We start from the raw sequence: 26015 nt of genomic DNA, 5'->3' as shown, positions 1-26015 counted from the left end.
CGAGTGCCTTCGACAGAAAGACACCGGTCTTCGCGGAAATGTGACAGTCGTACCCGCGCGGGATGGGCGGCCGGTGCCAAGGCTGACCAGGCGTAGTCGCGTCCTGGTCGTTACCGGGCGGCATGGGCGGCCGTCAGCCCAGGCGCTGCGCGGTGGCCAGCCACGCCAGCATGTCCGCGGGCTGGTTCGGGGTCAAACCCAGCTCCGGGCCGGCATCCGGTGGCACGATGGCCCGCACGCTGCTGGTGCGCACCTCGAGCAGCCGCCATCCGGTCGCCTCGGTGAAGGCTTCGTGGACGACGGCGTCGCTGATGCGCGGTCCGAACCCCGGTGCGATGTCCGACAACGCCAGGATGTGCACCCGGCCGCCGGGGTGGCACACGGCGGACAGCCGCTCGGCGTAGGTGATGCGGTCCTGCGCGCCGAAGCCGTGGAACAAGCCGCAGTCGACGACGGTGTCGAAGCGGGGCGGGCCGGACAGCTGCAACGCGTCGGCCACCTCGAACCTCGCCGGAACACCCAATGCCGCCGCCTTTGCCGTGGCGAGCGCGACGGCCTTCGGGGAGAAGTCGATGCCGAGCACGTCGTGGCCACGCGCGGCCAGGTAGATGGTGTGTTCACCGGTGCCGCAGCCGGCGTCCAGGACCCGGCCGGTGATCTGCCCGGACTCCGCCAGCCGGACGATCGCCGGCTGCGGCTCGTCGATCACCCACGGCGCAGCGCCCTCGTCGTAGGCGCGGTCGAAATGCGACCGGGGGACGGAATTCTCCATCCGGGGATTGTCCGGTATTCCGGCGATGCTGTCAGTCCGAGCGTCGTGCGGTGGCCAGCCAAGCCGGCATGTCGGCGGGCTGGTCGGGGGTCAAGCCCAGCCGTGGGTCGACGTACGGCGGGACGATCACCCGGTACCGGCTCGTTCGCAGGTCCTGCAGCTGCCATCCGTTGGCTTCGGCGAACGCCTCGCGGATGTATGCGTCACTGATCTGCGGTCCGAGCCCCGGCTCGGCGTCCGAGAGCACCAGGACGTGCACGCGACCGCCGGGGTGGCACACCTCGGCCAGCCGCTGGGCGTACCGCGTGCGGTCCGCCGCTCCGAAGACGTGGAACAGTGCGCTGTCGATGATCGTGTCGAAGCGCGGCGGGCCGGTCAGCTCGAGCGCGTCGGCCACCTCGAACTTCGCCGCGACGCCCGCCGCCGTCGCCTTCGCGGTGGCTCGCTCGACGGCCTTCGGGGAGAAGTCGATGCCGACGACGTCGTAGCCGCGCTCGGTCAGGTAGATGGTGTGTTCACCCGTTCCGCAGCCCGCATCGAGGACCCGGCCACTGATCTGCCCGGACTCCTCGAGCTGGACCACGGCCGGCTGAGGTTCGCCGATCACCCAGGGGGGAGAACCCTCGGCGTAGGCGGAGTCGAAATCGGACTGAGGAATCGAAGCGTCCACTCCGCCAGTGTGCGGCATCGGCATCACTACCGGTCAACCGAATTCCCATCCGGTACCTCCGATCAGCCCGCCCGTGGGGTGCATACGGTGGGTCGGCCGATCGGCGGCTGTCCCGGCGTACCGTCCCGTCGGCTGTGCCGTCGTGCCGCCACTGGCGCCGGCCGGTCGCGTCGCCGACGCCGCGCATCACGGCCTCATGGGGACGTCGCTCGAGGAGGCGATGTGGTTTCGCCGCTCGGCCGGGGCGGAGAGGCCGTGCCGGACGAGGTTCTTGGCAGTGTCGATGACGGCGGCGAGCGAACCCTGCCGGGGGTCCCACCACTCCGTCGTCCAGTTCAAGGCACCGATGACCAGCATGCGTGCCGCCCGGAGGTCCAGATCGGGCCGGATCGCACCGGCGCGGCGGGCCTGCTCCAGCAACCGCCGCCACAGCTCGATGTATTTCGTGCCTTCGGCCCGCAGCCGGTCACGGACCTCGTCGGGGAGCTGGCCGAGGTTGCGGCTCACCGCCGTAGCGAAGTCGGACAACGACAGTTCCACTTCCAGGTGGGCCGCCACCGCGGCCCCGATGCGATCCAGCGGGGATGCGTCGTCGTCGAGCGCATCGAGCGCGGCTTCGACGTGTGCACGGAGTCGTCGTTGACCGGTCGCCATGACTTCGGCGATCAGGTCCTGCCGAGACTCGAAGTAGTAATACAGCGCAGGAGCGCGTACCGATGCCAGGTCGGCGATGTCGGTCAGCCGGGTGGCCGAGTATCCCTTTTTGCTCAACAGTGCGGCCGCGGCCTCGAGAATGCGATCGCGCGTCGCGGCGTTCGGATTCACGCTGTCGGGTCTGCCCGTCATCCTGCTGCTCCTGGTGGCTCAGGGCATGCAGTAGCCGCCGCTGACCGAGAACACCTGCCCGGTCATCTGCCTGGCGGCCGGCTCGGAAGAGAGCCAGACGACGGCCGCAGCTACGTCCCGTGCGGTCGTGAGGCGGCGCAGGGGGATCTGTTTGCGTACCGACTCGATCTGCTCCTCGGTGAACACCGCGTCCCGGCCCCCTGCCCACAGGCTGGTCGCGCCGATCGCGTCGTCGCTCTCCGGGATCACCAGTCCCGGGCAGACGACGTTGGACCGGATGCCGTGCCTGCCGTGCTCCTTGGCCACGGTCCTGGCCAGCGCGACGACAGCCGCCTTGGTGGCGCCGTAGACGCCCTGGCGGATCTCACCGAATGCCGCGTCGCTGGATATGAACACGATCGAGCCCCTGCCTGCTTCGCGCATCACCGCGATCGCCGCCTGGGTGCACTCGATGGTCGCGAACAGGTTCACCTCGACCAGTCGCTGCCAGCGGGCCCGATCGGTGTCCTCGGCGATGAACCCGGGCACGCTCCAGCCCGCGTTGTTCACCAGGGCGTCGAGCCCGCCCCACAGCTCGATCACCCGGTCGACGACGCGTCTGCCTGCTCCTTCGTGGGTCAGGTCGGCCCGGACGACCTCGGCGGCGTCGGCTCCGCGCTCGAGTGCTTCCGCCCGTACCCGGTTCGCCTGCTCGCCGTCGATGTCGCAGATGGCGATGCGGGCGCCCTCGCCGGCGAAGCCGTGCACGATGCCGCGGCCGATGTTGGAGGCCCCGCCGGTGACGAGTACCCGGGCTGCCCGCAAGCCGAGATCCATCCTGCCCTCCGCGCTGAACGTCGCGATTGACGCCACGATGCTACCTAATTTATCTTCAATTCGAAAACGTGCCTGCTCGGCGGACCACTGCTGCGTGGCCGTGCGGGTGGGAGGGGCCGGACAGTTGGGTGCGCAGGGAGGCGATGACGATGACCGAGCCGGGCGAGCGTGCCTGCCGGGAGGTCCGGTGACCGAGAACGCCGACGGTGTGGTCGCGACCCGGCAAGAGGGCGCGGTCGGCCACGTCCTGCTGAACCGGCCGCATGCGATGAACGCCATCACGGTCGAACTGGGCCGGAAACTCGAACAAGCCTTGCGCGCGCTTGCCAGGACCGCGTCGGTCGTCGTCGTTCGTGGAGCCGGCGGGAACTTCTCGGTGGGCGGGGACTTCAAGGAGCTCGCTCGCCTGCGGGCAGCCGGCGCCGACGCGGTGCGTCCCTTGTTCGAGAACTTCCGGCGTGCGTGCGACGCCATCGCGGAGCTGCCCGTCCCGGTGATCGCCGTCGTCGAGGGCTATGCGATGGCGGGCGGCTTCGAGCTGATGCAGGCCAGTGACGTCGCACTGGTGCGCTCCGACGCGGTGCTTGCGGACAATCACACCAACTTCGCCCAGATCCCAGGCGGTGGCGGTTCGCAGCGGCTGCCCAGGCTGGTCGGCAGGCAGCGAGCCCTCGGGCATCTGCTGTCCGGTGAGCGATTGACCGGCGCGCAAGCCGCCGAGTGGGGGCTGGCTTACCGGAGTTTCGCGCCTGCGGAGTTCGAGGAGGGCGTCGCCGCCTTCGTCTCCCGCGTGGCCGAGAAGGACCGCGCGGTGCTGGGCAAGGTCAAACGGCTGGTGCGGCAGGGCCTGACCATGGCGCTCGCCGACGCCCTGACCGTGGAGCTGGCGGCCGTGATCGAGCACGTGGAAGGCGAAGCGGCGGCGGGCGGGATCGCGTCGTTCACCGAAGGCAGGGGAGCGGACACATGACCGAGGACGCGGCACGCTCGGGCCCGGTGCTGCTGTCGTTCGAGCCGGACGGCATCGCCTGGTTGCGGTTGAACCGCCCGGATGCGGCCAACGGCATGAACATGGAGCTGCTGGAAGCGCTGCACGCGGCGATCATGCGCATTCACCGGCAGCCGCGGGTGCGGGCCGTGATCCTCTCCGGTGAGGGGAAGAACTTCTGCGCAGGGGGTGACGTCCGCGATTTCGCCAGTCGTGGCGAAGGCCTACCGGACCATCTGCGGGAGGCCACCGCGCGGCTGAACGCTGCGGTGTCGGCGCTGGTACAGCTCGAGCCGCCGGTGATCGCCGCCGTGCACGGCTTTGCCGCAGGCGGTGGCGGCTTCGGCCTGGTGTGCGCCGCCGACTTCGTCATCGCGGCCGATTCGGCGAGGTTCTTCTCCGGCGCGGTGCGGGTCGGGATGGCACCGGACGCCGGCGCGACCGTGACACTGAGTCGTCTCGTCGGGCTCCGGAAGGCGATGGAGATCCTGCTGACGAATCCGACGTTGACCGCGCAGGAGGCGCTGGAGGCGGGACTGATCACCAAGGTCGTTCCGGCCGATGCGGTGCGGGACGAGGCGTTGGCGCTGGCCCGCGCGCTCAGCGCGTTGCCGCCTAAGGCCGTCGCGGCCACCAAGCGGCTGGTGTGGCGTGGTGTCGGTGCCTCGCTGGAGGACCAGCTGCCAGAGGAAGCGCGGACCGTGGCGGAGCTGTCCGGCACCGCCGATGCCCGGGAGGGCTTGGCCGCCGTCATCGAGCGCAGGCCGCCCCGTTTCACCGGAAAGTAGGCGAAGGTCGTGACCGACTGTGTGCTGACCGAGGACCATGAGCAGGTCCGGGTGATCACGCTGAACCGCCCGGGCAAGCGCAACGCGATCGACCTCGAGCTACGCGCCGCCCTGGCCGAAGCGTTGGAAACAGCGATGGCGGATCCCGGTGTGCGCGTCATCGTGCTGACGGGGGCAGGCGGCACCTTCTGCTCCGGTGGCGACATCTCGACCATGCGCCGCCAGCCGCGGGAGCAGACCGTGCCGCGGGCCGAGGCTGCGCAGCGTGTCGTGAAGGCGATCTGGGGCGGGACCAAGCCGGTGATCGCGGCGGTCGAGGGGTACGCGTTCGGTGCGGGTACCGCCTTGGCCGCCGCTTGCGACCGGGTGGTGGCGGCCGCCGACAGCGTCTTCAGCGTCGCGTTCACCGGCGTCGGCCTGGCCGGTGACATGGGCATATTCGCTACGTTGCCGGCGCGAGTCGGGGTGGCGGCGGCGCGTCAGCTGATGCTGCTGCCGCGCCGGTTGTCCGCTCGGCAAAGTCACGAGCTGGGACTGGTGGACGCCATCGCCGAACCGGGGGAGGCGCTGTCGGCCGCGCTCGCGGACGCCGCGGCGATCGCGGAGGGACCTCCGCTGGCGCTGGCCGAGATCAAGGCGATGTTCGCTGCCTGGCCGCGTGATCCGTGGCGCGTGCTGGACGACGAGATCGCGGTGCAGGCGCGCCTGTTCGACACGGAGGACTTCGCCGAAGGCGTGGCTGCGTTCCGTGAGCGCAGGCGGCCCAGGTTTCGCGGCCGCTGACCGCCAATATTTCTAGTCCAAATTAGACGACGTTCGACGACGGCGGAGTCCGGCAGTCCGCTCCGACTTCGCGGCAGGTGACCCCGCTCGTGACCTGTGCCACTGAACAGCTGGACAGGATGACCTGTTTCCCTATGAATCGTTCCCTTTTGTCCGATCTTCGCCGCCATGTCGGCCGGGTTCACGTCAGTGTCGCGAGCTGGTTGTGTACGCCATGTCGATCAGTTAATCTAACTATGATTAAAGAAGGGAGGCCTGCGGTGGCGACCGACATCGAGCAACGACGCTCTCGGCTCCGGGCAGAGTTTTCCGAGTGGGTGCCGCGCACCCTGGGTGACTGGCTGGACTACTGCGCCGGCAAGTACGCGGATCGGCCGTTCGTCATCACCGACGAGCGCACGATCACCTACTCCGAGACCATGCGGTGGGCCGATCGGCTGGCCGACGGGCTGGCGGCCATCGGCGTCCGCCCCGGCGACCACGTCGGCATCGTCATGGCCAACTACCTGGAGTTCGTGCCGGTGAAGTTCGCCGTCGCCAAGGCCGGTGCGGTGGCGATCCCGTTCAACTACCTGTACCGCACCGACGAGCTGCGGTACGTCCTCCGTCAGTCGGAGTGCTCCGTGTTGATCACGATGACCGGCTTCGGCGACCTCGACTACCTGGCGATGCTGGACGAGATCGCGCCGGGCTGGGAGAACGGCGAGCCCGCCGAGCTGCCCAACCTGCGCCGGGTGGTGCTGCTGTCCACCGACGGGCGGAGCCGGGACGGTGTGCTCAGCGTGGCCGGCCTGGCGGAGCTCGGCGACGACAACCGCGGTGCGGCCGCGGGCACGGCGAAGCCGGACGACATCGGCGACATCCTCTACACGTCGGGAACGACCGGGTCGCCCAAGGGCGTCCAGGTCACGCACGACGCGGTGCAGCGGACGGCCTACGCGTCAGCGCTGACGCGTGCCTTCGAAGACGGACGCCGGATCCTGTTCTCGCTGCCGTGCTACCACATGTTCGGCTACGTGGAGGGCCTGCTCGCCGCGATGTTCGTCGGCGGTGCGATCATCCCGCAGACGGCGTTCGACCCGGTGCGCTACTTCGAAGGAATCCAGCGGCACAAGGCCACCGACATCCTGTGCGTGCCGACGATGACGGTCGCGCTGCTGGAGCATCCGCGGCGCAAGGAATTCGATCTGAGCTCGCTGTCGGCGATCCTGTCGGGCGCGGCACCCGCCCCGGTGTGGTTGTGGGAACAGGTGCGCGACGAGCTCGGCGTCGACGAGATCGTCACCGGCTACGGCATGACCGAGTGCGGCGGCGCCATGACCCTCACGCTGCCCGAGGACGACCTGGTCTACACGGCCACCACGGTCGGCAGGCCCAAGCTCGCCGGTAGCGCGGGCGTCCCCGGCCAGGACGCGCTGACCGTGTACAAGACGGTCGATCCGATGACCGGGGAGGACCTTCCCCCGCACACCGAGGGCGAGCTGGCGTCCAAGGGCCCGACGAACATGCTCGGCTTCTGGAACAAACCCGAGGAGACGGCCGCGGCGATCCAGGACGGCTGGATCCGTTCCGGCGACCTCGGGCGGGTGCGGGAGGACGGCTACCTGGAGATCACCGGGCGCAGCAAGGAGCTCTACAAGAGCGGCGGCGAGCTGGTGATGCCCAAGGAGATCGAGGACCTGTTGAGCAAGCACCCGGCGATCAGCCAGGCCTACGCGATCGGCATCCCGGACGAGCGCTGGGGTGACGTGGGGTGCGTGTGCGTCGTGCGCGCGCCGGGCCAGGACATCACCGCCGACGAGGTCGTCTCCCTGTGCAAGCAGAAGCTGGCCCGCTTCAAGGTGCCCAAGCACGTGCTGTTCCTCGAAGCCTCCGACCTGCCCACCACGCCGACGGGCAAGGTGCAGAAGTTCCGGCTCGTGGAGTGGGCGAAGAAGCAGCTGGCGGCCGCCGCCAGCAACTGAAGCGAAGGAGTGTGCAGCGTGACTGCCACAGTGTCGCAGACAGCGATGCCACCGGCTGCCACCGATCGCCCCGACTACGCGGCGCTGATCCAGCCGGACCGGGTGCACGGCAGCCTCTACACCGATCCCCGGATCTTCGCCGAGGAACTGGCGCGGATCTGGTACCGCACGTGGGTGTTCGTGGGGCACGAGAGCGAGGTGCGGCAGCCCGGCGATTACGTGCGCAAGAGCATCGGGCCGCAGGACGTGGTGATGACACGGGACCGTGACGGCAGGGTCCATGTGCTGCTCAACAGGTGCCCGCATCGCGGCAATCTGGTGTGCGAGGACGAGCGCGGCCACTCGAACTCGTTCCGCTGCCCGTACCACGGTTGGACCTTCCGCAACGACGGCGAACTGCTCGGCTACCCGTACCACCAGGGCTACGGCGGTCGCGGGAAGCTCAAGCAGGGGATGGCCAGGGCTGCGCGAGTGGACTCCTACCGGGGCTTCGTCTTCGCCAGCCTGGCCGACGACGGTCCTACGCTGCGCGAACACCTCGGTCACGCCGCAGGGGAGATCGACCGGTTGTGCCGGCTGTCGCCCGAGGGCGAGGTCGAACTGACCGCCGGATGGCTCAAGCACCGGACGAGGGCCAACTGGAAGCTGCTGGTGGAGAACGAGACCGACGGCTACCACCCGCAGTTCGTGCACGGCTCGATCTTCAGCGTCACCGGCAGCCCCATCGGCGCGCTGTACAGCGAGAAGTCCGTGGCGGTGACCCGCGACCTGGGCAACGGGCACAGCGAGAACGACCTGCGCCCGGAGTTCCGCCGGCACGGACAGCCGATGCGATGGTTCGGCACCACCGAGGACCGCGTCCCGGACTACGTCGCGAAGATGCGCGAGGTCTACGGCGAGGAAGCGGAGAAGATCCTCGTCGAGGGCGCCCCGCACGTGATGATCTTCCCGAACCTGTTCATCGCGGAGATCCAGGTCTTCATGATCCAGCCGCTGGCGGTCGACGAATGCGTTCAGCACGCCACGGCCGTGCAGCTCAAGGGCGCGCCCGAGCTGAACCGGCGGATGGTGTCGCAGTCGATCGGATCGGTGGGACCGGCGGGCATGCTGCTGGCCGACGACACCGAGATGTACGAGCGGAACCAGCTGGGTGCCGAACAGCTGCGGCCCGAGTGGTTCGAGATCAAGCGCGGCGTGCACCGGGAACGGCTCGACGAGCGCGGGCTGCGGGTCGGGAACGCCACCGACGAGACCGGGATGCGCGGCTTCTGGGCGCACTACAGGAAGCTGATGGAGGTCGGGAAGTGACCGCGGCAGGCACGGCATTGGACCTGCGGCAGATCGAGCAGTTCCTGTACCGCGAGGCGCGGTACGCGGACGAACACGACTACGACGCCTGGGAGGCGTTGTGGACCGACGACGCCATCTATTGGGTGCCCGCCGGTGACGACGCGGCGGATCCGCGGAGCCAGGTCTCGGTCATCTACGACAACCGGAGCCGGATCGCGACCCGGCTCAAGCAGCTGCGCACCGGCAAACGCTACTCGCAGTCCCCGCCGTCCAACCTCCGGCGGGTGATCTCCAACGTCGAGATCCTCGCCACCGAGGGATCGGACACGGTGGTGGGGGCGAACTTCGTGCTCGTCGAGTCCCGCGCCCGTGGCATGGAGCTCTGGGCCGGGCGGCTGACCTACAAGCTGCGCGTGGTCGACGGTGAGATCCGCATGGCCTACAAGAAGGTCAGCTTGGTGAACAAGGACCGGCCGCTGCCCACGCTGTCGTTCCTGATCTAGGAGGAGGGCGGATGACGGACGAGCAGGACGGCCGCGGCGTGGTGATCGGCCCGGCCGAGCCGGAGGTCGTGGGCAGCGAGTTCGCCGAGGTCGCGGTCAGCGTCGATCACCAGGGCAACGGGCCCCGGTTGAAGCTGGAGGACCTGCGGACCGGGCACGTGCGTTACCTCGACGCGCTGGAGCTGGAGACGATCGCCTGGCTGCCGGACGAGCACTTGCGGCGGCTGCTGGATCCGTCGGCGCACCGCTGGCGAGAGGAAGCATGAGCGCATGACGCGCCCGGCGATCGTGCGCGAGCCGGAGGAGATCGACTTCGCCGAGTTCGTCCGTCCCGGTGACACCGTGGTCTGGGGGCAGGCCTGCGCCGAGCCGGTCACCCTGACGACGGCGTTGCTGCGGCAGCGCGACCGCATCGGACCGATCCGGTGTTTCGTCGGCATCCCGGTGACCGGGACGGTGCAGCCGGAGGTCGCCGACCGGATCTCCTTCGTCTCCTACTGCGGCAGCGGAGTCAACCGGCACATGGTCCGGGCCGGCGCCATGGACGTGACGCCGGTGCACTACTCGATGCTGCCGGGCCTGCTGACCCGCGGCCCGTTGCGTGCCGACGTGGTGCTGCTGCAACTGTCGGCGCCCGACGCGCACGGACGCTACTCGCTCGGCCTCGGCGACGACTATTACTCGGCGGCGATCGACACGGCCCGGGTGGTCATCGCGGAGATCAACGATCAGGTGCCGCAGACGCAGTGCTCACGCTGGCTGACCGCGGAGGACGTGGACGTCGTGGTGCCCACCTCCCGGCCGCCTGCGGAGGCGAAACCCAAGCCGGCCGACCCGGTCGTCGAGCGTGTGGCGGCCAATGTGGCCTCGTTGATCGACGACGGCGCAACCCTGCAGTTCGGGATCGGGGCGTTGCCCGATGCCGTGCTGGCCCAGCTGTCCGACCGCCGCGATCTCGGTGTGCACTCGGGACTGATCAGTGACGCCGTGGCCGACCTGATGGAGGCCGGGGTGATCACCAACGCGCGCAAGAGCCTGGACCGGGGCCGGTCGGTGGGCGGGATGCTGATGGGCACCCGGCGGTTGTTCTCCTTCGCGCACCGCAACCCCGCGGTGCAGCTGCGCGAGACCGGTTACACCCACGACTTGTCGGTGCTGGCCGCGCAGGACCGTCTGGTCGCCATCAACTCGGCGGTGGAGGTCGACCTTTCCGGGCAGATCAACGCCGAACTCGTCGCCGGGGACTACGTCGGAGCCGTCGGTGGTGCGGTGGACTTCCTGCGCGGTGCGGCCAGGTCCAAGGGCGGGTTGCCGATCGTGGCGCTGCCGTCCACCGCGGGGAGCACGAGCCGGATCGTGCCCGCGCTGTCCGGGCCGGTGAGCACGGCGCGCGCGGATGCCGGCCTGGTGGTGACCGAGTACGGGGTGGCCGACCTGCGTGGTCAGCCGTTGCGCTCGCGGTACGAACGGATGCTGGCGATCGCGCATCCGGATCACCGCCGGGCGCTGGAGGAAGCTGTCGAGCGAAGTGGAGTGCTGGTATGAGACGTGCGGCGATCGTCAGCCCGCTGCGCACACCCGTGGGTGCTTTCGGCGGCACGTTGCGGCCGGTCCCGGCGGAGGACCTTGCCGCGGTCGTCGTCAAGGAGCTCGTCAGGCGCACCGGCCTCGATCCGGCGCGGGTGGACGACGTGGTGCTCGCGCAGTCCTACGCCAACTCCGAAGCGCCGTGCATCGGCAGGTGGGTCGCGTTGCACGCGGGATTGCCGATCGAGGTGCCGGGGTTGCAGACGGATCGCCGGTGCGGCGGCGGCCTGCAGGCGGTGGTCACCGCCGCGATGATGGTGCAGACCGGCAACGCCGACGTGGTCGTCGCGGGCGGCGTGGAGAGCATGAGCAACATCGAGCACTACACGACGGACCTGCGATGGGGCAGGCGGTCGGGCAACGTGACGTTCTACGACCGGCTCGACCGGGGCAGGGAACGATCCCAGCCGGAATGGCGGTTCGGGCCGATCAGCGGGATGATCGAGACCGCCGAGAACGTGGCAGGCCGCTTCGGCATCACCCGGGAGGAGGCGGATGCCTTCGCCGCCCGCAGCCATCAGCGGGCCGCCGCGGCATGGCGGGCGGGGAAGTTCGCCGAGGAAGTCGTCCCCGTCGAGGTGCCGCAGCGCACCGGCGAGCCGGTGACGTGCGCGCAGGACGAGGGCATCCGGCCGGACACGACGCCGGAAACCCTCGCCACGCTGCGCCCGATCATCCCGGGCGGCACGGTCACGGCGGGCAACGCCAGCCAGCAGAACGACGCCGCCGCGGCCTGCCTGGTCGTCGCGGAGGACGTGCTCGACGAGCTGAACCTGGAACCGCTCGGATTCCTGCGCGCATGGACCGCCGTGGGCTGCGAGCCGGCCACGATGGGGCTCGGTCCGGTGCCTGCGGTGGCCAAACTGTTCGAGCGCACCGGGGTCTCGTTCGACGATCTGGACCTGATCGAGCTCAACGAGGCGTTCGCCGGGCAGGTTCTCGGGGTGCTCAAGGGCTGGGGAGTCAAGCCCGAGGAGATCGACGACCGGCTCAACGTCAACGGCTCGGGCATCTCGCTCGGCCATCCGATCGGTGCGACCGGGGCGCGCATTCTGGCGACCATGCTGCACGAACTCCGGCGTCGCGGCGGGCGTCTGGCGCTGGAGACGATGTGCATCGGCGGTGGCCAGGGGATGGCGGCGCTGTTCGAGGGGGTCGCCTCGTGACCGGGCTCGTCGCGTATGCCACCTACCTGCCCCGGCCGCGTGTCCGGTTGCCGGAGATCGCGGCCACGCTCGGGACCGGCCCTGCCGAAGGCGAGCGGGTGGCGGCATCGTACGACGAAGACAGCACGACCATGGCGGTCGAGGCGGCTGCGCGCCTGTTGTGCACGCACCAGGCCACGCCGCGGGCGATCTATTTCGCCACCACGTCACCCGCGTACCTGGACAAGACCAACGCGGCAGCCATCCATGCGGCGCTGGCGCTTCCCCAGGAGACGTTCGCCGCGGACGTCATCGGCTCGGCGCGGTCCGCTTTCGCGGCGTGGCGAGCGGCGAGGGCGGACGGCGGCTTGGCCGTGCTGGCGGACGTCCGGACCGGGCGACCCGGCTCGTCGGACGAACGTTTCGGTGGCGACGGGGCGGTCGCCCTGCTCTTCGGGGATTCCGCCGCCCCGATCGCCGACGTGCTCGCGGAACGGTCGTGGTCGGTCGAGATCCTGGACCGGTGGCGACTGCCCGGCAGGCAGGCGAGTGATCAGTGGGAGGAGCGGTTCGGGGCGGAAACGTATCTGCCGTTGGTGCGGCACGCCGCCGAAGCGACGCTCGCGGCAGCGGGCCTGGACAGCGCCGATCACGTCGTCGTGGTGTCGCCGAATTCAGGGGTTCGCAAGCAAGCCATGCGGGCGTTCGCCACGGCGTCGACGACGCCGATCGGCCATTCCGGGGCGGCGGACTTCGGGCTCGGCCTGGCTGCGGTGCTGGATCGGGCCGAGCCGGGCGAGACGATCCTGGTGTTGTCGGCCGTCGACGGATGTGACGCGCTCGCCCTGCGCGCCACCGATCATCTGCCTGCCGGGCGGCAGCGCCGCACAGTAGCCGAACAGCTCGACGACGGCGTCGTCGTTCCCTACGCCACCTATCTCGGCTGGCGCGGCTGGCTAGAACGAGAACCACCACGCCGACCGGAACCCGGCAGGCCGGCGGGGCCGCCGAGCGCACGTGCGGTGGATTGGAAGTTCGCGTTCACCGGCAGTGTGTGCTCGCGGTGCGGGTTCACGCACCTGCCGCCGGTGCGGGTGTGCAAGGAGTGCGGTGCGGTGGACGAGATGCAACGGCGCTCGCTGGCCGGGGCCACCGGCACCGTCGCGACGTACACCGTGGATCGGCTGGCGTACTCGCCGTCGCCACCGTTGATCGAGGCGATCGTCGATTTCGACGGCGGCGGACGCTACCCGCTCGAAGTCGCCGACGCCCGGCCGGGTGACCTGGCCGTGGGAACACGGGTCGGCTTGTCCTTCCGCCGTTTGTTCACCGCAGGCGGCGTGCACAACTACTTCTGGAAGGCGCGGGTGCTCGAACCACCGGGTGGATCCGCCGGCGCCGGGGGAGGTGCGGCGTGAGCAGAGGCATTCGGGACAGGGTGGCCGTGGTGGCCATGGGCTGTACCCGGTTCGGCGAACACTGGTCTCGTTCTGCGGAAGATCTGCTGCTGGATGCCCTTGAAGAGCTTTTCGCCACCACTTCGGTCACGCGTGACGACGTCGAGGCGTACTGGCTCGGCACACTCGCGTCCGGTCAGTCCGGGCTGCTCCTGAGCAAGGCCCTGGCGCTCGACTACAAGCCGGTGACCAGGGTGGAGAACTACTGCGCGACCGGCTCGGAGGCGTTCCGTAACGCGTGCTACGCGGTGGCCTCGGGCGCCTACGACCGTGTGGTGGCCGTCGGCGTGGAGAAGCTGAAAGACTCCGGCTACTCGGGACTGCTGCGGTCGGACCCGCCGGGGGACGGCACCGCCGCGGAGCTGAGCCTGACCGCGCCCGCCGCCTTCTCCATGCTGGACCCGGCGTACTGCGCCCGCTACGGAGTCGACCCGGGCGACATGCGGTCCGCGATGACTCACGTGGCGTGGAAGAACCACCACAACGGCGCGTTGAATCCCAAGGCGCAGTTCCGGTCTCCGGTCACCAAGGAGAAGATCGAGGCCGCGCCGAAGGTCGCCGGCCGCTTGGGTGTGTTCGACTGTTCCGGGGTGTCCGACGGGGCGGCGGCCGCGCTGATCGTGCGTGCCGAGGAAGCGCCGGACTACACCGATCAGCCGATGTACGTGAAAGGGCTGTCCCTGGTCGCCGGGCCGGCGCGCGGTGCTGCTGATCCGGACTACGACTACACGACCTTCCCCGAAGTCGTGCGCAGCGCCCAGGACGCCTACCGGCAAGCCGGAATCTCCGACCCGCGCAACGAGCTCTCGCTGGCCGAGGTGCATGACTGCTTCACGCCGACCGAGGTGGTGCTGATGGAGGACCTGGGGTTCTCCGACCGGGGCCGGGCGTGGCGGGACGTCCTCGACGGGGCGTTCGAGCTCGGCGGCCGGCTGCCGGTGAACACGGACGGAGGGCTGAAGTCGTTCGGCCATCCGGTCGGCGCGAGCGGCCTGCGGATGCTGTACGAGTGCTGGCTGCAGTTCCGCGGACAGGCGGGACGACGGCAGGTCGCCGAGCCTCGGCTGGCGCTGACGCACAACCTCGGCGGCCGGCCCGGCAGTTGCGTGTCGTTCGTGTCGGTGGTGGGGCGGCAGCTCGGCTGACCGTGTGAGCGGGTGCGGGTACCACCCTGGCCATCGATTTTTATTTACGTTAGATTAGAACCCGGGAGGTGAGGACCGTGGACAGGGCGGCGGCCGAACAGCTGGCCAAGCGCCTGTACCGGGCGCTGGCGACGGGTGACCGCGACGAGCTGGACGCACTGCTGCATCCCGGCTTCGTCGGTCGCACCACGGAAGGGCTGCCGCTCGGCCTGGGCGGGCACTACCAGGGGCCGGACGCCATGCGTCGCGAGTTCTGGGGGCGGATCGGGGCCAGCTTCGTCGCGCGCGCCGAGCCCGTCGAGTTCGGCAGCCTGGACGACGGACGGCTCCTGGTTCGTGGCCGGTACCGCGGGCGCACCCGGGACGGTGTGGCCGCGCTGGACGCCGAGTTCGTGCATTTGCTGTCGTTCGCCGACGGCCGCATCCGCGAGCTCGTCCAGCTCACCGACAGTGCGCGGTGGCGGGAGGTGTTGGACCGCCCCGCATCGGAGACGGTGCGGTTCACCGTCGACGACGGTCTCGGTGAGTTCAGGATCGATCGTGCTGCGGTGCGCAACGCGTTGAACCAGCAGGTCGCCGACGAACTGTACGAAGCCGCCGTGCGGTGCGCGGCGGACCAGGACGTCCGGGCTGTGCTCATCAGCGGCGCCGGGCCCGCGTTCACCGTGGGTGGAGATCTGGAGGAGATCGGTGCCTGCGCGCCGGACGATCTGCCGTCGGCGTTGCGTCGGATGATCACGCCGTACCACGAGGCGCTGCGCATCCTCAGCCAGATCCGCGCGCCCATCGTCACCGCAGCGCACGGGGCGGTCGCCGGTGGTGGTCTCGGCCTGGTGTGCATCGCCGACCTCGCGTTCGCCGCCGAAGGCACCAAGTTCGCCACCGGGTTCGGCGCCCTCGGGTTGTCCGGTGACGGCGGCAGTTCGTGGTTCCTGCCCCGGCTGATCGGCGTCCGGCGCGCCGCGCAGATGTACTTCGAGCAGCGCGTGCTCGACGCCCGGCAAGCCGCCGACTGGGGGCTGGTGACCCATGTCGTCGCCGAGGACGAACTCGAGGACCGGGCGCGAGCGGCGGCGCGGCGGCTGGCCGATGGCCCCACCGCCGCCTACGCCGAGATGCGCAGGCTGTTGTCCGGTTCGTGGTCGGCGACCTTGCCCGAGCAGCTTGCGGCCGAAACCGAGGCGATCACGCGTACCGCGGCGACCGCCGACGCGCAGGAGGGCGTGGCCGCCTTCCGTACCAGATCCACGCCGACATTCAGGGGACGGTGACCATGACGGGCCTCGTCATCGACAACGACGACCGCCGCTTGCTGCGGGAGAGTGCCGCCAAGATCGCGGCCAAGTACGGCCACGAGTACTACGCCGAGCGGTCTCGCCGTGGTGAGCACATCGACGAGCTGTGGAGCGAGCTGGGCCAGGCCGGACTGCTCGGCGTGCACCTGCCGGAGGAATACGGCGGCGGGGGTGCGGGACTGACCGAGTTCGCCATCGTCGTCGAGGAGCTGGCCGCGCACGGGATGCCGCTGCTCATCCCGGTCATCTCGCCCGCGATCTGCGGGTCGATCCTGGCCGCTCACGGTTCACCGGAGATGAAGGCGGCATGGTTGCCGGGGATCGCCGACGGAACCCGGAAGATGGCGTTCGCGCTGACCGAGCCCGATGCCGGGTCCAACAGCCACAACGTGGCGACCACCGCACGCAAGGACGGTGCGGGATGGGTCGTCTCCGGCGGCAAGTACTACATCTCGGCCGCCGACGAATGCGATGCCCTGCTGCTGGTCGCGCGGGACGGAGACCTCGCCACCGACACCCGCAAGGCGCTGTCGCTCTTCGTCGTTCCGCTCGACGCCCCCGGCCTGACGCTGCAGCGCATCGACACGGCGCTGACCTCCCCGGACCGTCAGTTCACCGTGTTCTTCGACGAGGTGCGCCTGGCGCCGGACAGCTTGATCGGCCAGGCGGGATCCGGGCTGCGGCAGGTCTTCGCCGGGCTGAACCCGGAACGGATCCTTGCCGCCGCGCTGTGTACCGGTGTCGGACGGTATGCGGTGGCCAAAGCCAGCGAGTACGCCCGCCACCGCACGGTGTGGTCCACGCCGATCGGGGCGCATCAAGGGGTCGCGCACCCACTGGCCGAGTCGTACATCGCGGTCGAGACGGCGCGACTGGTCATGATGCGCGCCGCCGAGCTGTACGACGCCGGTGCAGACGCCGCCGAGGCGGCCAACGTCGCGAAGTTCGTCGCCGCCGAGGCCGGCCTGAAGGCGCTGGACCAGGCGATTCAGACGCACGGCGGCAACGGGCTGTCGCGCGAGTACGGGCTGGCCGACCTGTGGTTCGTGGTCCGCCTGATGCGGACCGCGCCGGTCAGCAGGGAAATGGTGCTCAACTACGTCGCCCAGCACAGTCTCGGGCTTCCGGACTCCTACTGACGAGCGGAAAGGCGAGCCGATGACCAGCACGGACAACGCATACGACGCACTCGTGGTGGGAGCCGGGGCAGGCGGCTTGTTCACGGCGGCCCGGCTGACCCACCTCGGTTACCGCACACTCGTGGTCGAACGCCTCGGGTATCTCGGCGGGCGCGCATCCACCCGCGACATCGACGGCTTCAAGGTCAACAACGGCGCGATCGTGATCGAGGTCGGCGGGATCACCCAGCAGACGTTCGAGGAGGTCGGCGCGAGATTCGACGTCCGCTGCCCGAAACCGCCCATCCTCTACCGCATCGGCGGCAAGGACATCGACGTCACCGGCGGTGGCTGGGGACTGCTGCTGACCAAGCTCACCCGGCAGGGCGCCAAGCTGCTGAAGGGCATCGGGGCGGCGCGCAGTGACGACGGCCTCCCGGAACACCAGCTGTCCACGGCGGACTGGCTGGCGAAGTTCACCAAGAACGAGAACGTGCACGGTCTCTTCCGGAACATGTGCGGCTCGGTGTTCGCGGTGGGATCGGAGGAACTGCCCGCGCGGGTGTTCCTGACCTACTTCACGCGCAAGAGCGCCTTCAAGAAGTTCGGCTTCTGCCCGGAAGGGACCATCGGCATCTGGCGTTCGCTGGCCGAGGTGATCACCGCCAAAGGCGGCGAGATCTGGCTGTCGTCCGAGGTTCGCGCGCTGACCGTGGCCGACGGCAAGGTCACCGGGGCCGTCGTCGATCGCAACGGGCGGCAAGTCGAGGTCACCACTCGCGTCGCCGTGAGCGACGCCGGGCCCGCCGCCACCGTGCGGCTGGTGGGGGAGGAGAACCTGCCCGCCGACTACGTGCAGCAGGTCCGGCGCGGCGATCGTCCGTGCGCGATGATCACGGTGAACTTCGCCAGCCGGGAACGCCTGGTCGACGTCCCCGGCATGCTCGGTTTCGCCAAGACGCGCCGGCTGTGCTACGTCGCGAACTTCACCGACACCTGCCCCGAGATGGCCCCGGAAGGCTGGAACCTCTACGTCGGCACGTCGGTGCCGAAACCGTCGGTGGGACCGTTCGACGAGCAGGCGGAGAAGGAACTTTTGCTGGCCGATCTGCGGGATCAGATCCCCGGTTTCGACCGGGCACGGATTCTGTCCTGGGCGGTGACGAAGGACGACTGGCCGCCGCAGCGTGCGGTCGCCGGCTTCGACCTGCCGAACACCACCCCCATACCGAACTTGTGGAACGTCGGTGACGGCGTGAAGGAGTACGCCAACGGCGGCACGACCGCCTGTGCAGAAACGGCGAAGCTCGTGGTCGGCCAGATCACGCAGCGATACCCGGTCGGTGCTCGAGCCTGAGCCACGCGGATTCCGCAAGCTTCCGGCGTGTGCCCTCCGGCCTCGCCGCGTCTCACCTCATTCCGGGCGTGCAGCTCAGTCACGCCTCGTCACGTCAAGCAAGTCATCGGGAGAGAGAACATGAAGATCTCCGTGGACCGAACCAAGTGCACCGGGCTCGGTATCTGCGAATCGCTGGCCCCGGACGTGTTCGAGATCGACGACAACGGCGATCTGGTGCTCAAGACCGACACGGTGCCGGAAGGGCAGCTGGCCGACGTCGAGGCGGCGGTGGAGGGGTGTCCGACGGAAGCGCTGCGGCTGCATCAGGCCGAGCCCGGCTCGGCCTGACCGACCGGGGTGGTGGACATGTCACCGCGGAGCTTGCTCGTGGTCGGCGCCTCGCTGGCGGGCCTGCGCGCGGTCGAGGCGGCCCGCAAGGCCGGCTTCACCGGCCGGATCACGCTGGTGGGGGAGGAGCCGCACCTGCCGTACGATCGGCCGCCGCTGTCGAAGGCCTACCTGGACACCCGTCCGGGTGGCCAGGCGCCGGAGCCGCCGGTGTTCCGGTCGGAGCGGCATCTGCGCGAGCACCTGCAGGTGGACCTGCGGCTGGGGAAGGCGGCGACCGGCCTCGACGTCGCGAACAAGCAGGTCCACCTCGGTGACGAGGTGCTCGACTACGACGCCCTGGTGATCGCGACGGGTGCTACGGCCAGGACGTTGCGCGGCACGGAGGGGCTGGCCGGAGTGCACACCCTCCGCACGCTCGACGACGCCGTCGCCGTGCGGAAGGCACTCGATGCCGGAGCCAGGACCGTCGTGGTCGGCGCGGGATTCATCGGCTCGGAAGTGGCTTCCGCCGCGCGCAAGCGCGGACTGCCGGTCACCGTGGTCGAGGCCGCGCCCACGCCGCTGACCAGGGCGGTCGGTGCGGAGATGGGGGCGGTGTGCGGCGAGCTGCACCGGCGTCACGGGACCGACCTGCGCTGCGGGGTCGGGGTCGACCGGATCGAAGGTGACGGCCGGACCGAGCGTGTCGTGTTGTCGGACGGCACGGTCGTGGCGGCGGACCTGGTCGTGGTCGGCGTCGGCGCGGCACCTGCCACCGCGTGGCTGGAGGGTTCCGGCCTGCGCATCGACGACGGCGTGGTCTGTGACAAGTACCTGCGGGCGGGAGCGGATGGCGTGTACGCGGCCGGCGACGTCGCCCGCTGGCACAACCCGCTGTTCGACCGCACGATGCGCCTGGAGCATTGGACCAGCGCGGCCGAGCAAGCGGCCGTGGCCGCGCGCAACGCGGTGAATCCTGCCCGAGCGACTGCCTATCGGACCGTGCCCTACTTCTGGTCGGACTGGTACGACAGTCGTATTCAGTTCGTCGGCGTTCCGGCGGCCGACGAGGTCCGGATCGTGACCGGTGATCCAGCGCGTGACCGGCGCGTCGTTGCGTTGTACCGGGAAGGTGACCGGCTGGCGGGAGCGCTCGCGATCAACGGTCAGAACGTCATCATGAAGTACCGCGGCCTCATCATGAAGGGCGCGAGTTGGGCGGATGCACTGGCGTTCGCCGAACGACGCCGGGTAGCCGCAGCTCCTGCGTGAGTGGCATCGGCACCGTCGGCCACGCAACGACCGCCAGATGTCGCCGTCTCGATGCACATGGTGTCGCTCGTGAGGCGCGCCGCTGACTCGCAGCTCGTCGGTGCCACTACGCCACCGGGCGCGGTGGCAGTTCCGCGAAGCAAGTCTCAGGGGCTGCGGCTGGCAAGAGGGGATATGTGCCCAGAATCCGGTCCACGGTGCCGCGTTCACGGTTACCGGCTGCCGGACGCTGCTGGTACGGCCGCCGTGCGCCGGTTGCAGGTGTCTTGCCCATCCTTTGTGCCTGCAGCCGACCGTCATCGTCGGCCCAAGGGCGAAATCTGTCATGGCGATGGGCGGGCCTGATTCGTCAAGGTGCACCCCGTGGCGCCGGCGGCGGATCGGCCACCGGCGCCACAGAGTGCGCAAGGGGAGGGGGAACCCGGCGACCCGGGCCCCGGGTCGCCGAGTGCCGTGCGCGGCCTACGGCGCGCCGACGAGTTCAGCGGGCAAGGTGCCGAGGAACCGGTGCGCGGTGTTGGCCACCGTGGCCAGCAGCTTGTCGACGCCCGGTACCGGGTTGGACGTGTCGCCCAGCCCTGGCACGTGCTCGACCGCCTGGACGTAGGCGTTCGCCACCGGAAGCACTGCCGTCTCGAAAGCCTTGGCTACGACCGCTGCGGCCGGCGACGGTGTGGTGGGCGGTGGACTCGGTATGGCGGGACGCTTGCCGGGCGCCGTTCCGGGAACGCCGGTGCCATGACCGACGTGCCGTTCCACGAAGTCGATCATCACCTTGGCCGATTGCGGCGCCGTCTTCTCCAACGCGGTGTTGTGCCCGGTGTTCGGTGGCATGTACGCCTCGATGGTGGCATTCGGGCCGTACCACTGGCGTTCGTGCTCGATCAGCTCCCGTGCGGAGCTGCAGTCGATGGACGCCAGGCCACAGAAGAAGTAGTCCTTGTCCCCGGTGACGACCAAGACCGGGATGTCGAGGTCCCGATCGACGTTCACCACGTTGAATCCGGCTCCGGTGGCGAAGTCGACCAGGCTGGCGGCACCCTTGAGCCGTTCGTCGGCCTCGATCACCGCGGGATCGGTGTTCGGCACGTGGTAGAAGGACGCCCGGGTCCCCGGGATGCTGGTCATGTACAGCGGATCCTTGATCACCGCGGCGAACTTGGGGTCACCCATCGCGGGGTGGTCTCGGCCGAGCACGCGGGCGATGACGTTGGTGTAGTTGATGGTGTGCACGAAGCCGGTGGTGATGACGGCGTCGACGTCCTTGAACTGGCCGGCCTCCTGCGCGACGGTCAGTGAGCCGAGACTGTGGCCGACGGTCACCACCTTGTCGAAGCGCTGACCGAGTGACCCGTCACGGAGCGCGGTGACGACCGCGTGCAATGCCTCCGCATTGTTGTTGAACGTGGTGAACAGGCTGGGCGGACGCAGCGACGCTCCCGCCCCGAGGCGGTCGATGGCCAAAGTGGCGTAGCCTGCCGCATTGGCCCTGCGGGCGTACGAGTACGTTTCCGGCTTGACCGGCCAGTCGAAGTAGTGCTGGTCGTATGTCCACCCGTGTACCAGGACTTGAACGACGTTCGCTCCCGGCGGTGTGCACAACGTACCGGCGATGGGGCCGGTTTGGCCCGCGACGGTGAAGGGAACCTCGACGGCTCGGCACGTGGTCGTTTCGTTCGAAGCTTCGGCCGGAATTGCCAGCAAGGCGCTGAACAATGCGGCGACGGCGGCAAGGATGCCGGCGCCTCGAGCTATTTTTCTCATGGGCTTCCTCGGTTGGAGCGGAATGTGACGAAATACGCGAGCCCAGCCCTCCCGGGGATGCGCAGTGGCGGTTCCGGCGCGAGCTTCGCCCGCCAGCGCGGGATGGGCTCGCCGTGGGACAGCCCCGCGCCGTGGACGCATCGTAGAATATAGACTAAATTAAATTCCAGCGTCTCGCCTGGTGGTGGGACGCCTCTTGGTGCCTGCCCGCGCCCCGGCGGCAAGCACGTGAGCTGGGATGGCCGGAGGGGCCGGCCGTACTTCCGGTCAGCCGCAGCGAGGGTGGTGGCCGTTCATGGCTGCCGAGGTTGCCGTCGGGTGCTCCTGCTTCCGGGCTCGGTGCACACCGAGTGGTCTGCGGGTGCGAGTGAAGCCGTGCCGGATGGCGGCCGTTCGGGTCACCGTCCAACGGCACTCGCACGGTCGCCGGCCCGGCGTCGCACGGCGCTGCGCCCCTGGCGGGCAGGCCGGAGTGCGATGTCGTGGTCGCTGTGATGTCGTGGTCGCTGTGCCGCGAAGAAGCCGGGTGCGCCGACGCTAGCCGACGGCCCCTGCGGACTTCTTGGCCCGGCTGCGAGCCCGGGGCGTCGGAGGCGCGGGCGTGTCGGCGTCTGCTTCGGCAGGGGCGCTCAGGCCCGCGCGAACGATGGATTTGGCGGTGCGAATCACCTGGTCGAGCGTGCCCCGGCGGGGGTTCCACCACTCGGCAGCCCAGTTGAGCGCCCCGAGCACCAGCATGCGTGCGGCGCGCAGATCGAGCTCCGGCCGGATGGCACCTTCTCTTTGCGCTTGCTGGAACAAGCGGCGCCAGATGTCGCCGTACCGGTTGGCTTCGGTGCTGAACCGGGCGCGGATGTTCTCCGGCACCTGCCCGGCGTTCCGGATGGACGCGGTGGTGTAGTCGGAGATCTCCAACTGATAGCGCAGGTGGGACTCCACGGCGACCTCGATCCGGTCGATCGCCGGGGTGTCCGGTGGCAGCGCGTCGAGCTGCTGCTGGACGTGGTCGGCCATGCTCGCGATCCCCGACCACATGACTTCCTCGATGAGGTCTTCCCGGGACGGGAAGTAGTAGTAGATGGCCGGTGCTTGCAGCTGGGCGACCTCGGCGACGTCGGTGAGTCGGGTGCCTGCGAAGCCTTTGCGGCTGAGCACGTGAGCGGCCGCGTCCAGGATCCGCTGGCGCGTTCGCGCGGACTTCGGCCCGGACACCTCCTCGGGCTCACGGCTCGCTGATTTTCTAGGCACGAATCGATCTTACCGGGTGGTCGTGCGGCCTCGTCGTGCCGTGCCGGAGAGCGTGCCCCGGCCGGCCGGGCGCGGTGATCGACATGCTGATTCGTAATGTCGTGCGCGCTCGGGAAATGACACGGGTCGTCCTTAAGTGATATTAGAAAGACATTGATCTCCGCCTCTTTAACCGTACGTGCGGTCAGTGTCGTGTCGACGCACTGTCCGGCGGCCGTCTCGGGTGACGCGGGGATGCCGGGGCGGCCCCGCTTCGGAATTGCGCGGACGGCCGGGCGATCGTCGATTGCCAGCGGCGAATCGAGGAGTGAACGCGATCGTTTTCCCGGGTTGACTCGAGGACTGAACACGATCGTTTGCCAGGGCGTTCGTACCGAAATTTGCTGAATTGTGGTCCGGTGGCGTGTCCGCTTGCGGTGGCAGAAGAAGGTTCGTTTCGAGTATTGACGTGCCGGGCGAAGACAATGGTTGTCGTTCATTTTCCGCACACCACGGGCTGCCGGCTGGGAAGCATGTCCCGCCGTCAGGGCTGCTGTGGGCGTGCGTGCTGCCGGTCGTCAGCGTCGGTGCGCAGCAGCCGATGTGAGGACGGCGTTCCGGCGGGGCAGGCCGCGAACGGCATGCACTGTCCGCCCCGAGTCGCATGACGGGACATCCGGGGTCCACGATGTCGGCGCGCCGTCCCGGCCGTGACGCCTCGACGGTGCGCCGGTGACCGCGGCCTGCCCGACACGGGGCTGATCGGTGCCGTCGTCACCGCCATGGGTGCACCGGGACGGCCTCAGCAACCAGCCGCCGCACGTTCGACGGTGGCGGCGCGCTCGGCAGGCTCGTCCACGTAGGCCCGCTCCCGGGCATGGAGCCGCACCAGGCCGGGGAACCGGAAACGGACGTGCCCGGCTCGATCCCGTCCGGTGGCCTGCACCAGTTGCGCGTCGGTGAGCAGGTCGAGCAGATCCTCGGCTTCGGTGTCGCCGGTTTCCAGTACCGCCGCGGCCGCCCAGGACGGGAAGTCGGGTACGTCCAGCAAGGCCAGCCGCCGCAGCAGCGTCTGCGCTCGCGGATCGAGTGCGCGGTAGGACAGGTCGATGGTGTGCCGCACGCTCAGGTCGCCGTGCGTGAGTTCGTCGAGCCGGCGCTGCTCGTCGTGCAGCCGATGGGCCATCCGGGACAGCGGCCAGTGCGGCCGCGCGGCCAGCTTCGCCCCGACGATCCGGAGGGCAAGGGGTAGGCCGTCGCACAGCTCCACGATCCTTGCTGCGGTCTCGGGTTCGCGTGCCACGTCGTCATGGCGGCCACTGACCGCGGCCAGGAACTCGACGGCGTCTGCGGTGCCGAGCACGTCCAGCGCGATCACCTCGGAACCGGCGAGCGCGGTCAACCGCGACCGGCTGGTGATCAGCACGGCACACCCCGGGCCGCCGGGGAGCAACGGCCGGACCTGGGCCTCGTCAGCGGCGGCGTCGAGCACGACGAGCCGGCGCGTGCCTGCCAGGTGGTTGCGATACAGCTCCGCTCGCTCGTCGAGCGACCCCGGGACGGCCGATCCGGGCACGCCCAGCGCGCGCAGGAAGCGGGCCAGCAGCTCGGCGGGTCGCACCGGGTGGTTGCCGGTGCCGTGCAGGTCCGCATACAGCAGTCCGTCCGGAAAGCGATCGGCGAGACGGTGGGCAGCCCGGACGGCCAGCGCGGACTTGCCCACGCCGCCCGCGCCGGTGAGGGTCACGACCGGGACGCCTCGGCCGGCGGAGTTCTCGGCGCCCATGATCGCCTCGATGCGCTTCAGCTCGTCGCCCCGTCCGGTGAAGTCGTCGATGTCACGCGGCAGTTGCACCGGGATGTGACCGGGTGGCCGCTTGACGGGGCCGCGTTCACGGGCAGTCGCGACGGCCCGGGCCGGTGCCGGGCCGGCCGTCAAACCCGGATCGTGCGCGGGGATCGCCTGCTGCAGCTGCTGCAGCTCCTCGCTCGGGTCGAGACCGAGCTCGTCCTGGAACACCGCCCGTGCCCGCTGATAGGCCTCCAGCGCCTGCGCCTGCCTGCCACCGCGATACAACGCCAGCATCAGCAGGTAGTGGAACCGTTCCCGCAACGGGTGATCGGAAGCCAGCGTCATCAGTTCGCCGACCACTTCGTGGTGACGGCCGAGGGCCAGCTCCCAGTCCAGGCAGGCCTCCAGCAGCCCGAGCCGCTGTTCCTCCAGCCGGGTCGCCTCCGCACGCACGACTTCGCCGGGGATGCCGTCCCACGCGGGTCCGCGCCACAGCGCGAGTGCCGAGCGTGCCGTGCCCGCCGCCCCGGCCAGGTCGCCTTCCGCGGCGGCGGCGCGGGCCGCGGCCGCCTTGGCCAGGAAGTCCTGGGCATCCAGCTCGCCGGGCTCGATCAGCAGCGCGTAACCCGGCGGCTTGGTCGCGATGATCTCCCGATCGGCATCGACGCGGGCGAACACCTTGCGCAAGCCGGAGACCGAGGTGCGGATCTGGTGCCGTGCGGTCGGCGGTGGGTGTTCCGCCCAGACGGCGGTGATGAGCCGATCCACCGAGACGACCCGGTTGGCGTCGGCCAGCATGGCGGCCAGCACCGCCCGTTGCCGTGCTCCGCCGACGGGAACGGGGCGGCCGTCGCAGAGGACCTCCATCGGGCCGAGGACTCGGAACTCCATGGCATCTCCTTCAGCCGGAAGTCGGTGTTCGGCGCTCGCTTGCCGGCACCGGACCGGACGTGCCGTGCGCCGTCGTCGACCCCTGGGACCTGGCGGTACCGGTCGAGGTTGGGGCGACAGCGCATCGATGCGCGGCCGATCGCAGGCTCGTCGCTGCGCACAGGCCGGACATCGCGAACGTGGCACAGGCCGGAGATCGCGAACGTGGCACAGGCCGGATATCGCGAACGTGC

Annotated in this window: 23 protein-coding genes; 16 read left to right on the top strand and 7 right to left on the bottom strand. The window is 69.7% G+C overall.

The genetic code is table 11. From position 1 onward, the window contains the following. Positions 1-133 precede the first annotated feature (133 nt). From YWY_RS0105160 to YWY_RS0105145, 4 genes are all read right to left on the bottom strand, one after another. Complete coding sequence (locus tag YWY_RS0105160) at positions 134-772, bottom strand: SAM-dependent methyltransferase (protein WP_028846731.1); 639 nt, start codon at positions 770-772, stop codon at positions 134-136. Positions 773-803: 31 nt separating this feature from the next. After that, positions 804-1442, bottom strand: a complete 639-nt coding sequence (locus tag YWY_RS0105155; protein WP_028846730.1) for a class I SAM-dependent methyltransferase — start codon at positions 1440-1442, stop codon at positions 804-806. Positions 1443-1628: 186 nt separating this feature from the next. Then, positions 1629-2288, bottom strand: coding sequence for a TetR/AcrR family transcriptional regulator (locus YWY_RS20405; RefSeq protein WP_038044523.1), 660 nt, complete (start codon positions 2286-2288; stop codon positions 1629-1631). Between the two features lie 18 nt (positions 2289-2306). After that, positions 2307-3140: an SDR family NAD(P)-dependent oxidoreductase gene (locus tag YWY_RS0105145; RefSeq protein WP_245566561.1), complete on the bottom strand. Its 834-nt coding sequence runs from the start codon at positions 3138-3140 to the stop codon at positions 2307-2309. Positions 3141-3291: 151 nt separating this feature from the next. Here YWY_RS0105145 and YWY_RS0105140 point away from each other — a divergent pair, with 151 nt between their 5' ends. The 16 genes from YWY_RS0105140 (at position 3292) to YWY_RS0105065 (ending at position 20108) form a co-directional block, all read left to right on the top strand. Next, the gene (locus YWY_RS0105140; protein WP_051309784.1) at positions 3292-4074 is read left to right on the top strand and encodes an enoyl-CoA hydratase/isomerase family protein; all 783 of its coding nucleotides are present in this window, start codon (positions 3292-3294) and stop codon (positions 4072-4074) included. Further along, the gene (locus YWY_RS0105135; protein ID WP_028846727.1) at positions 4071-4880 is read left to right on the top strand and encodes an enoyl-CoA hydratase/isomerase family protein; all 810 of its coding nucleotides are present in this window, start codon (positions 4071-4073) and stop codon (positions 4878-4880) included. Before YWY_RS0105140 ends, YWY_RS0105135 begins: the two co-directional genes overlap by 4 nt. Before the next feature lie 9 nt (positions 4881-4889). Next, positions 4890-5663, top strand: coding sequence for an enoyl-CoA hydratase/isomerase family protein (locus YWY_RS0105130; RefSeq protein WP_028846726.1), 774 nt, complete (start codon positions 4890-4892; stop codon positions 5661-5663). A gap of 260 nt (positions 5664-5923) precedes the next feature. Beyond that, complete coding sequence (locus YWY_RS0105125) at positions 5924-7627, top strand: class I adenylate-forming enzyme family protein (RefSeq protein ID WP_028846725.1); 1704 nt, start codon at positions 5924-5926, stop codon at positions 7625-7627. Between the two features lie 18 nt (positions 7628-7645). Further along, a complete protein-coding gene (locus tag YWY_RS0105120; protein ID WP_245566560.1) occupies positions 7646-8935 on the top strand; it encodes an aromatic ring-hydroxylating oxygenase subunit alpha in 1290 nt (429 codons plus the stop codon). After that, the gene (locus YWY_RS23965; protein ID WP_028846723.1) at positions 8932-9420 is read left to right on the top strand and encodes an aromatic-ring-hydroxylating dioxygenase subunit beta; all 489 of its coding nucleotides are present in this window, start codon (positions 8932-8934) and stop codon (positions 9418-9420) included. The genes YWY_RS0105120 and YWY_RS23965 overlap by 4 nt, the downstream gene beginning before the upstream one ends. A gap of 11 nt (positions 9421-9431) precedes the next feature. Next, the gene (locus YWY_RS0105110) at positions 9432-9686 is read left to right on the top strand and encodes a hypothetical protein (protein WP_051309778.1); all 255 of its coding nucleotides are present in this window, start codon (positions 9432-9434) and stop codon (positions 9684-9686) included. 4 nt (positions 9687-9690) lie between these two features. Continuing rightward, positions 9691-10965 (top strand): acetyl-CoA hydrolase/transferase family protein, encoded by a 1275-nt coding sequence (locus tag YWY_RS0105105; RefSeq protein ID WP_028846721.1) that lies wholly within the window; start codon positions 9691-9693, stop codon positions 10963-10965. Then, a complete protein-coding gene (locus tag YWY_RS0105100; protein ID WP_028846720.1) occupies positions 10962-12173 on the top strand; it encodes an acetyl-CoA C-acetyltransferase in 1212 nt (403 codons plus the stop codon). The genes YWY_RS0105105 and YWY_RS0105100 overlap by 4 nt, the downstream gene beginning before the upstream one ends. Further along, a complete protein-coding gene (locus tag YWY_RS0105095) occupies positions 12170-13570 on the top strand; it encodes an OB-fold domain-containing protein (RefSeq protein ID WP_028846719.1) in 1401 nt (466 codons plus the stop codon). Before YWY_RS0105100 ends, YWY_RS0105095 begins: the two co-directional genes overlap by 4 nt. Continuing rightward, positions 13567-14754: an acetyl-CoA acetyltransferase gene (locus YWY_RS0105090; RefSeq protein ID WP_028846718.1), complete on the top strand. Its 1188-nt coding sequence runs from the start codon at positions 13567-13569 to the stop codon at positions 14752-14754. Before YWY_RS0105095 ends, YWY_RS0105090 begins: the two co-directional genes overlap by 4 nt. Before the next feature lie 77 nt (positions 14755-14831). Further along, the gene (locus YWY_RS0105085; RefSeq protein WP_028846717.1) at positions 14832-16025 is read left to right on the top strand and encodes an enoyl-CoA hydratase-related protein; all 1194 of its coding nucleotides are present in this window, start codon (positions 14832-14834) and stop codon (positions 16023-16025) included. Positions 16026-16027: 2 nt separating this feature from the next. Beyond that, on the top strand, positions 16028-17188 hold the full coding sequence (locus YWY_RS0105080; protein ID WP_028846716.1) for an acyl-CoA dehydrogenase family protein: 1161 nt from the start codon (positions 16028-16030) through the stop codon (positions 17186-17188). Positions 17189-17207: 19 nt separating this feature from the next. Further along, the gene (locus YWY_RS0105075) at positions 17208-18524 is read left to right on the top strand and encodes a phytoene desaturase family protein (protein ID WP_028846715.1); all 1317 of its coding nucleotides are present in this window, start codon (positions 17208-17210) and stop codon (positions 18522-18524) included. 120 nt (positions 18525-18644) lie between these two features. Next, the gene (locus YWY_RS0105070) at positions 18645-18854 is read left to right on the top strand and encodes a ferredoxin (protein WP_028846714.1); all 210 of its coding nucleotides are present in this window, start codon (positions 18645-18647) and stop codon (positions 18852-18854) included. Between the two features lie 18 nt (positions 18855-18872). Then, positions 18873-20108: an NAD(P)/FAD-dependent oxidoreductase gene (locus tag YWY_RS0105065; RefSeq protein WP_028846713.1), complete on the top strand. Its 1236-nt coding sequence runs from the start codon at positions 18873-18875 to the stop codon at positions 20106-20108. A 462-nt stretch (positions 20109-20570) separates the two neighbouring features. On the opposite strand, the gene YWY_RS20400 is transcribed toward YWY_RS0105065, so the two are convergent. The 3 genes from YWY_RS20400 to YWY_RS20390 form a co-directional block, all read right to left on the bottom strand. Then, the gene (locus tag YWY_RS20400) at positions 20571-21710 is read right to left on the bottom strand and encodes an alpha/beta hydrolase (protein WP_169725213.1); all 1140 of its coding nucleotides are present in this window, start codon (positions 21708-21710) and stop codon (positions 20571-20573) included. A 699-nt stretch (positions 21711-22409) separates the two neighbouring features. Next, on the bottom strand, positions 22410-23120 hold the full coding sequence (locus tag YWY_RS20395) for a TetR/AcrR family transcriptional regulator (protein ID WP_084608968.1): 711 nt from the start codon (positions 23118-23120) through the stop codon (positions 22410-22412). Between the two features lie 781 nt (positions 23121-23901). Next, positions 23902-25782, bottom strand: a complete 1881-nt coding sequence (locus YWY_RS20390) for an AfsR/SARP family transcriptional regulator (RefSeq protein WP_051309768.1) — start codon at positions 25780-25782, stop codon at positions 23902-23904. Between the last annotated feature and the right edge of the window lie 233 nt (positions 25783-26015).

Source organism: Thermocrispum agreste DSM 44070 (assembly GCF_000427905.1).
Taxonomy (GTDB): domain Bacteria; phylum Actinomycetota; class Actinomycetes; order Mycobacteriales; family Pseudonocardiaceae; genus Thermocrispum; species Thermocrispum agreste.
This window is presented reverse-complemented; position numbering and strand designations above follow the sequence as displayed.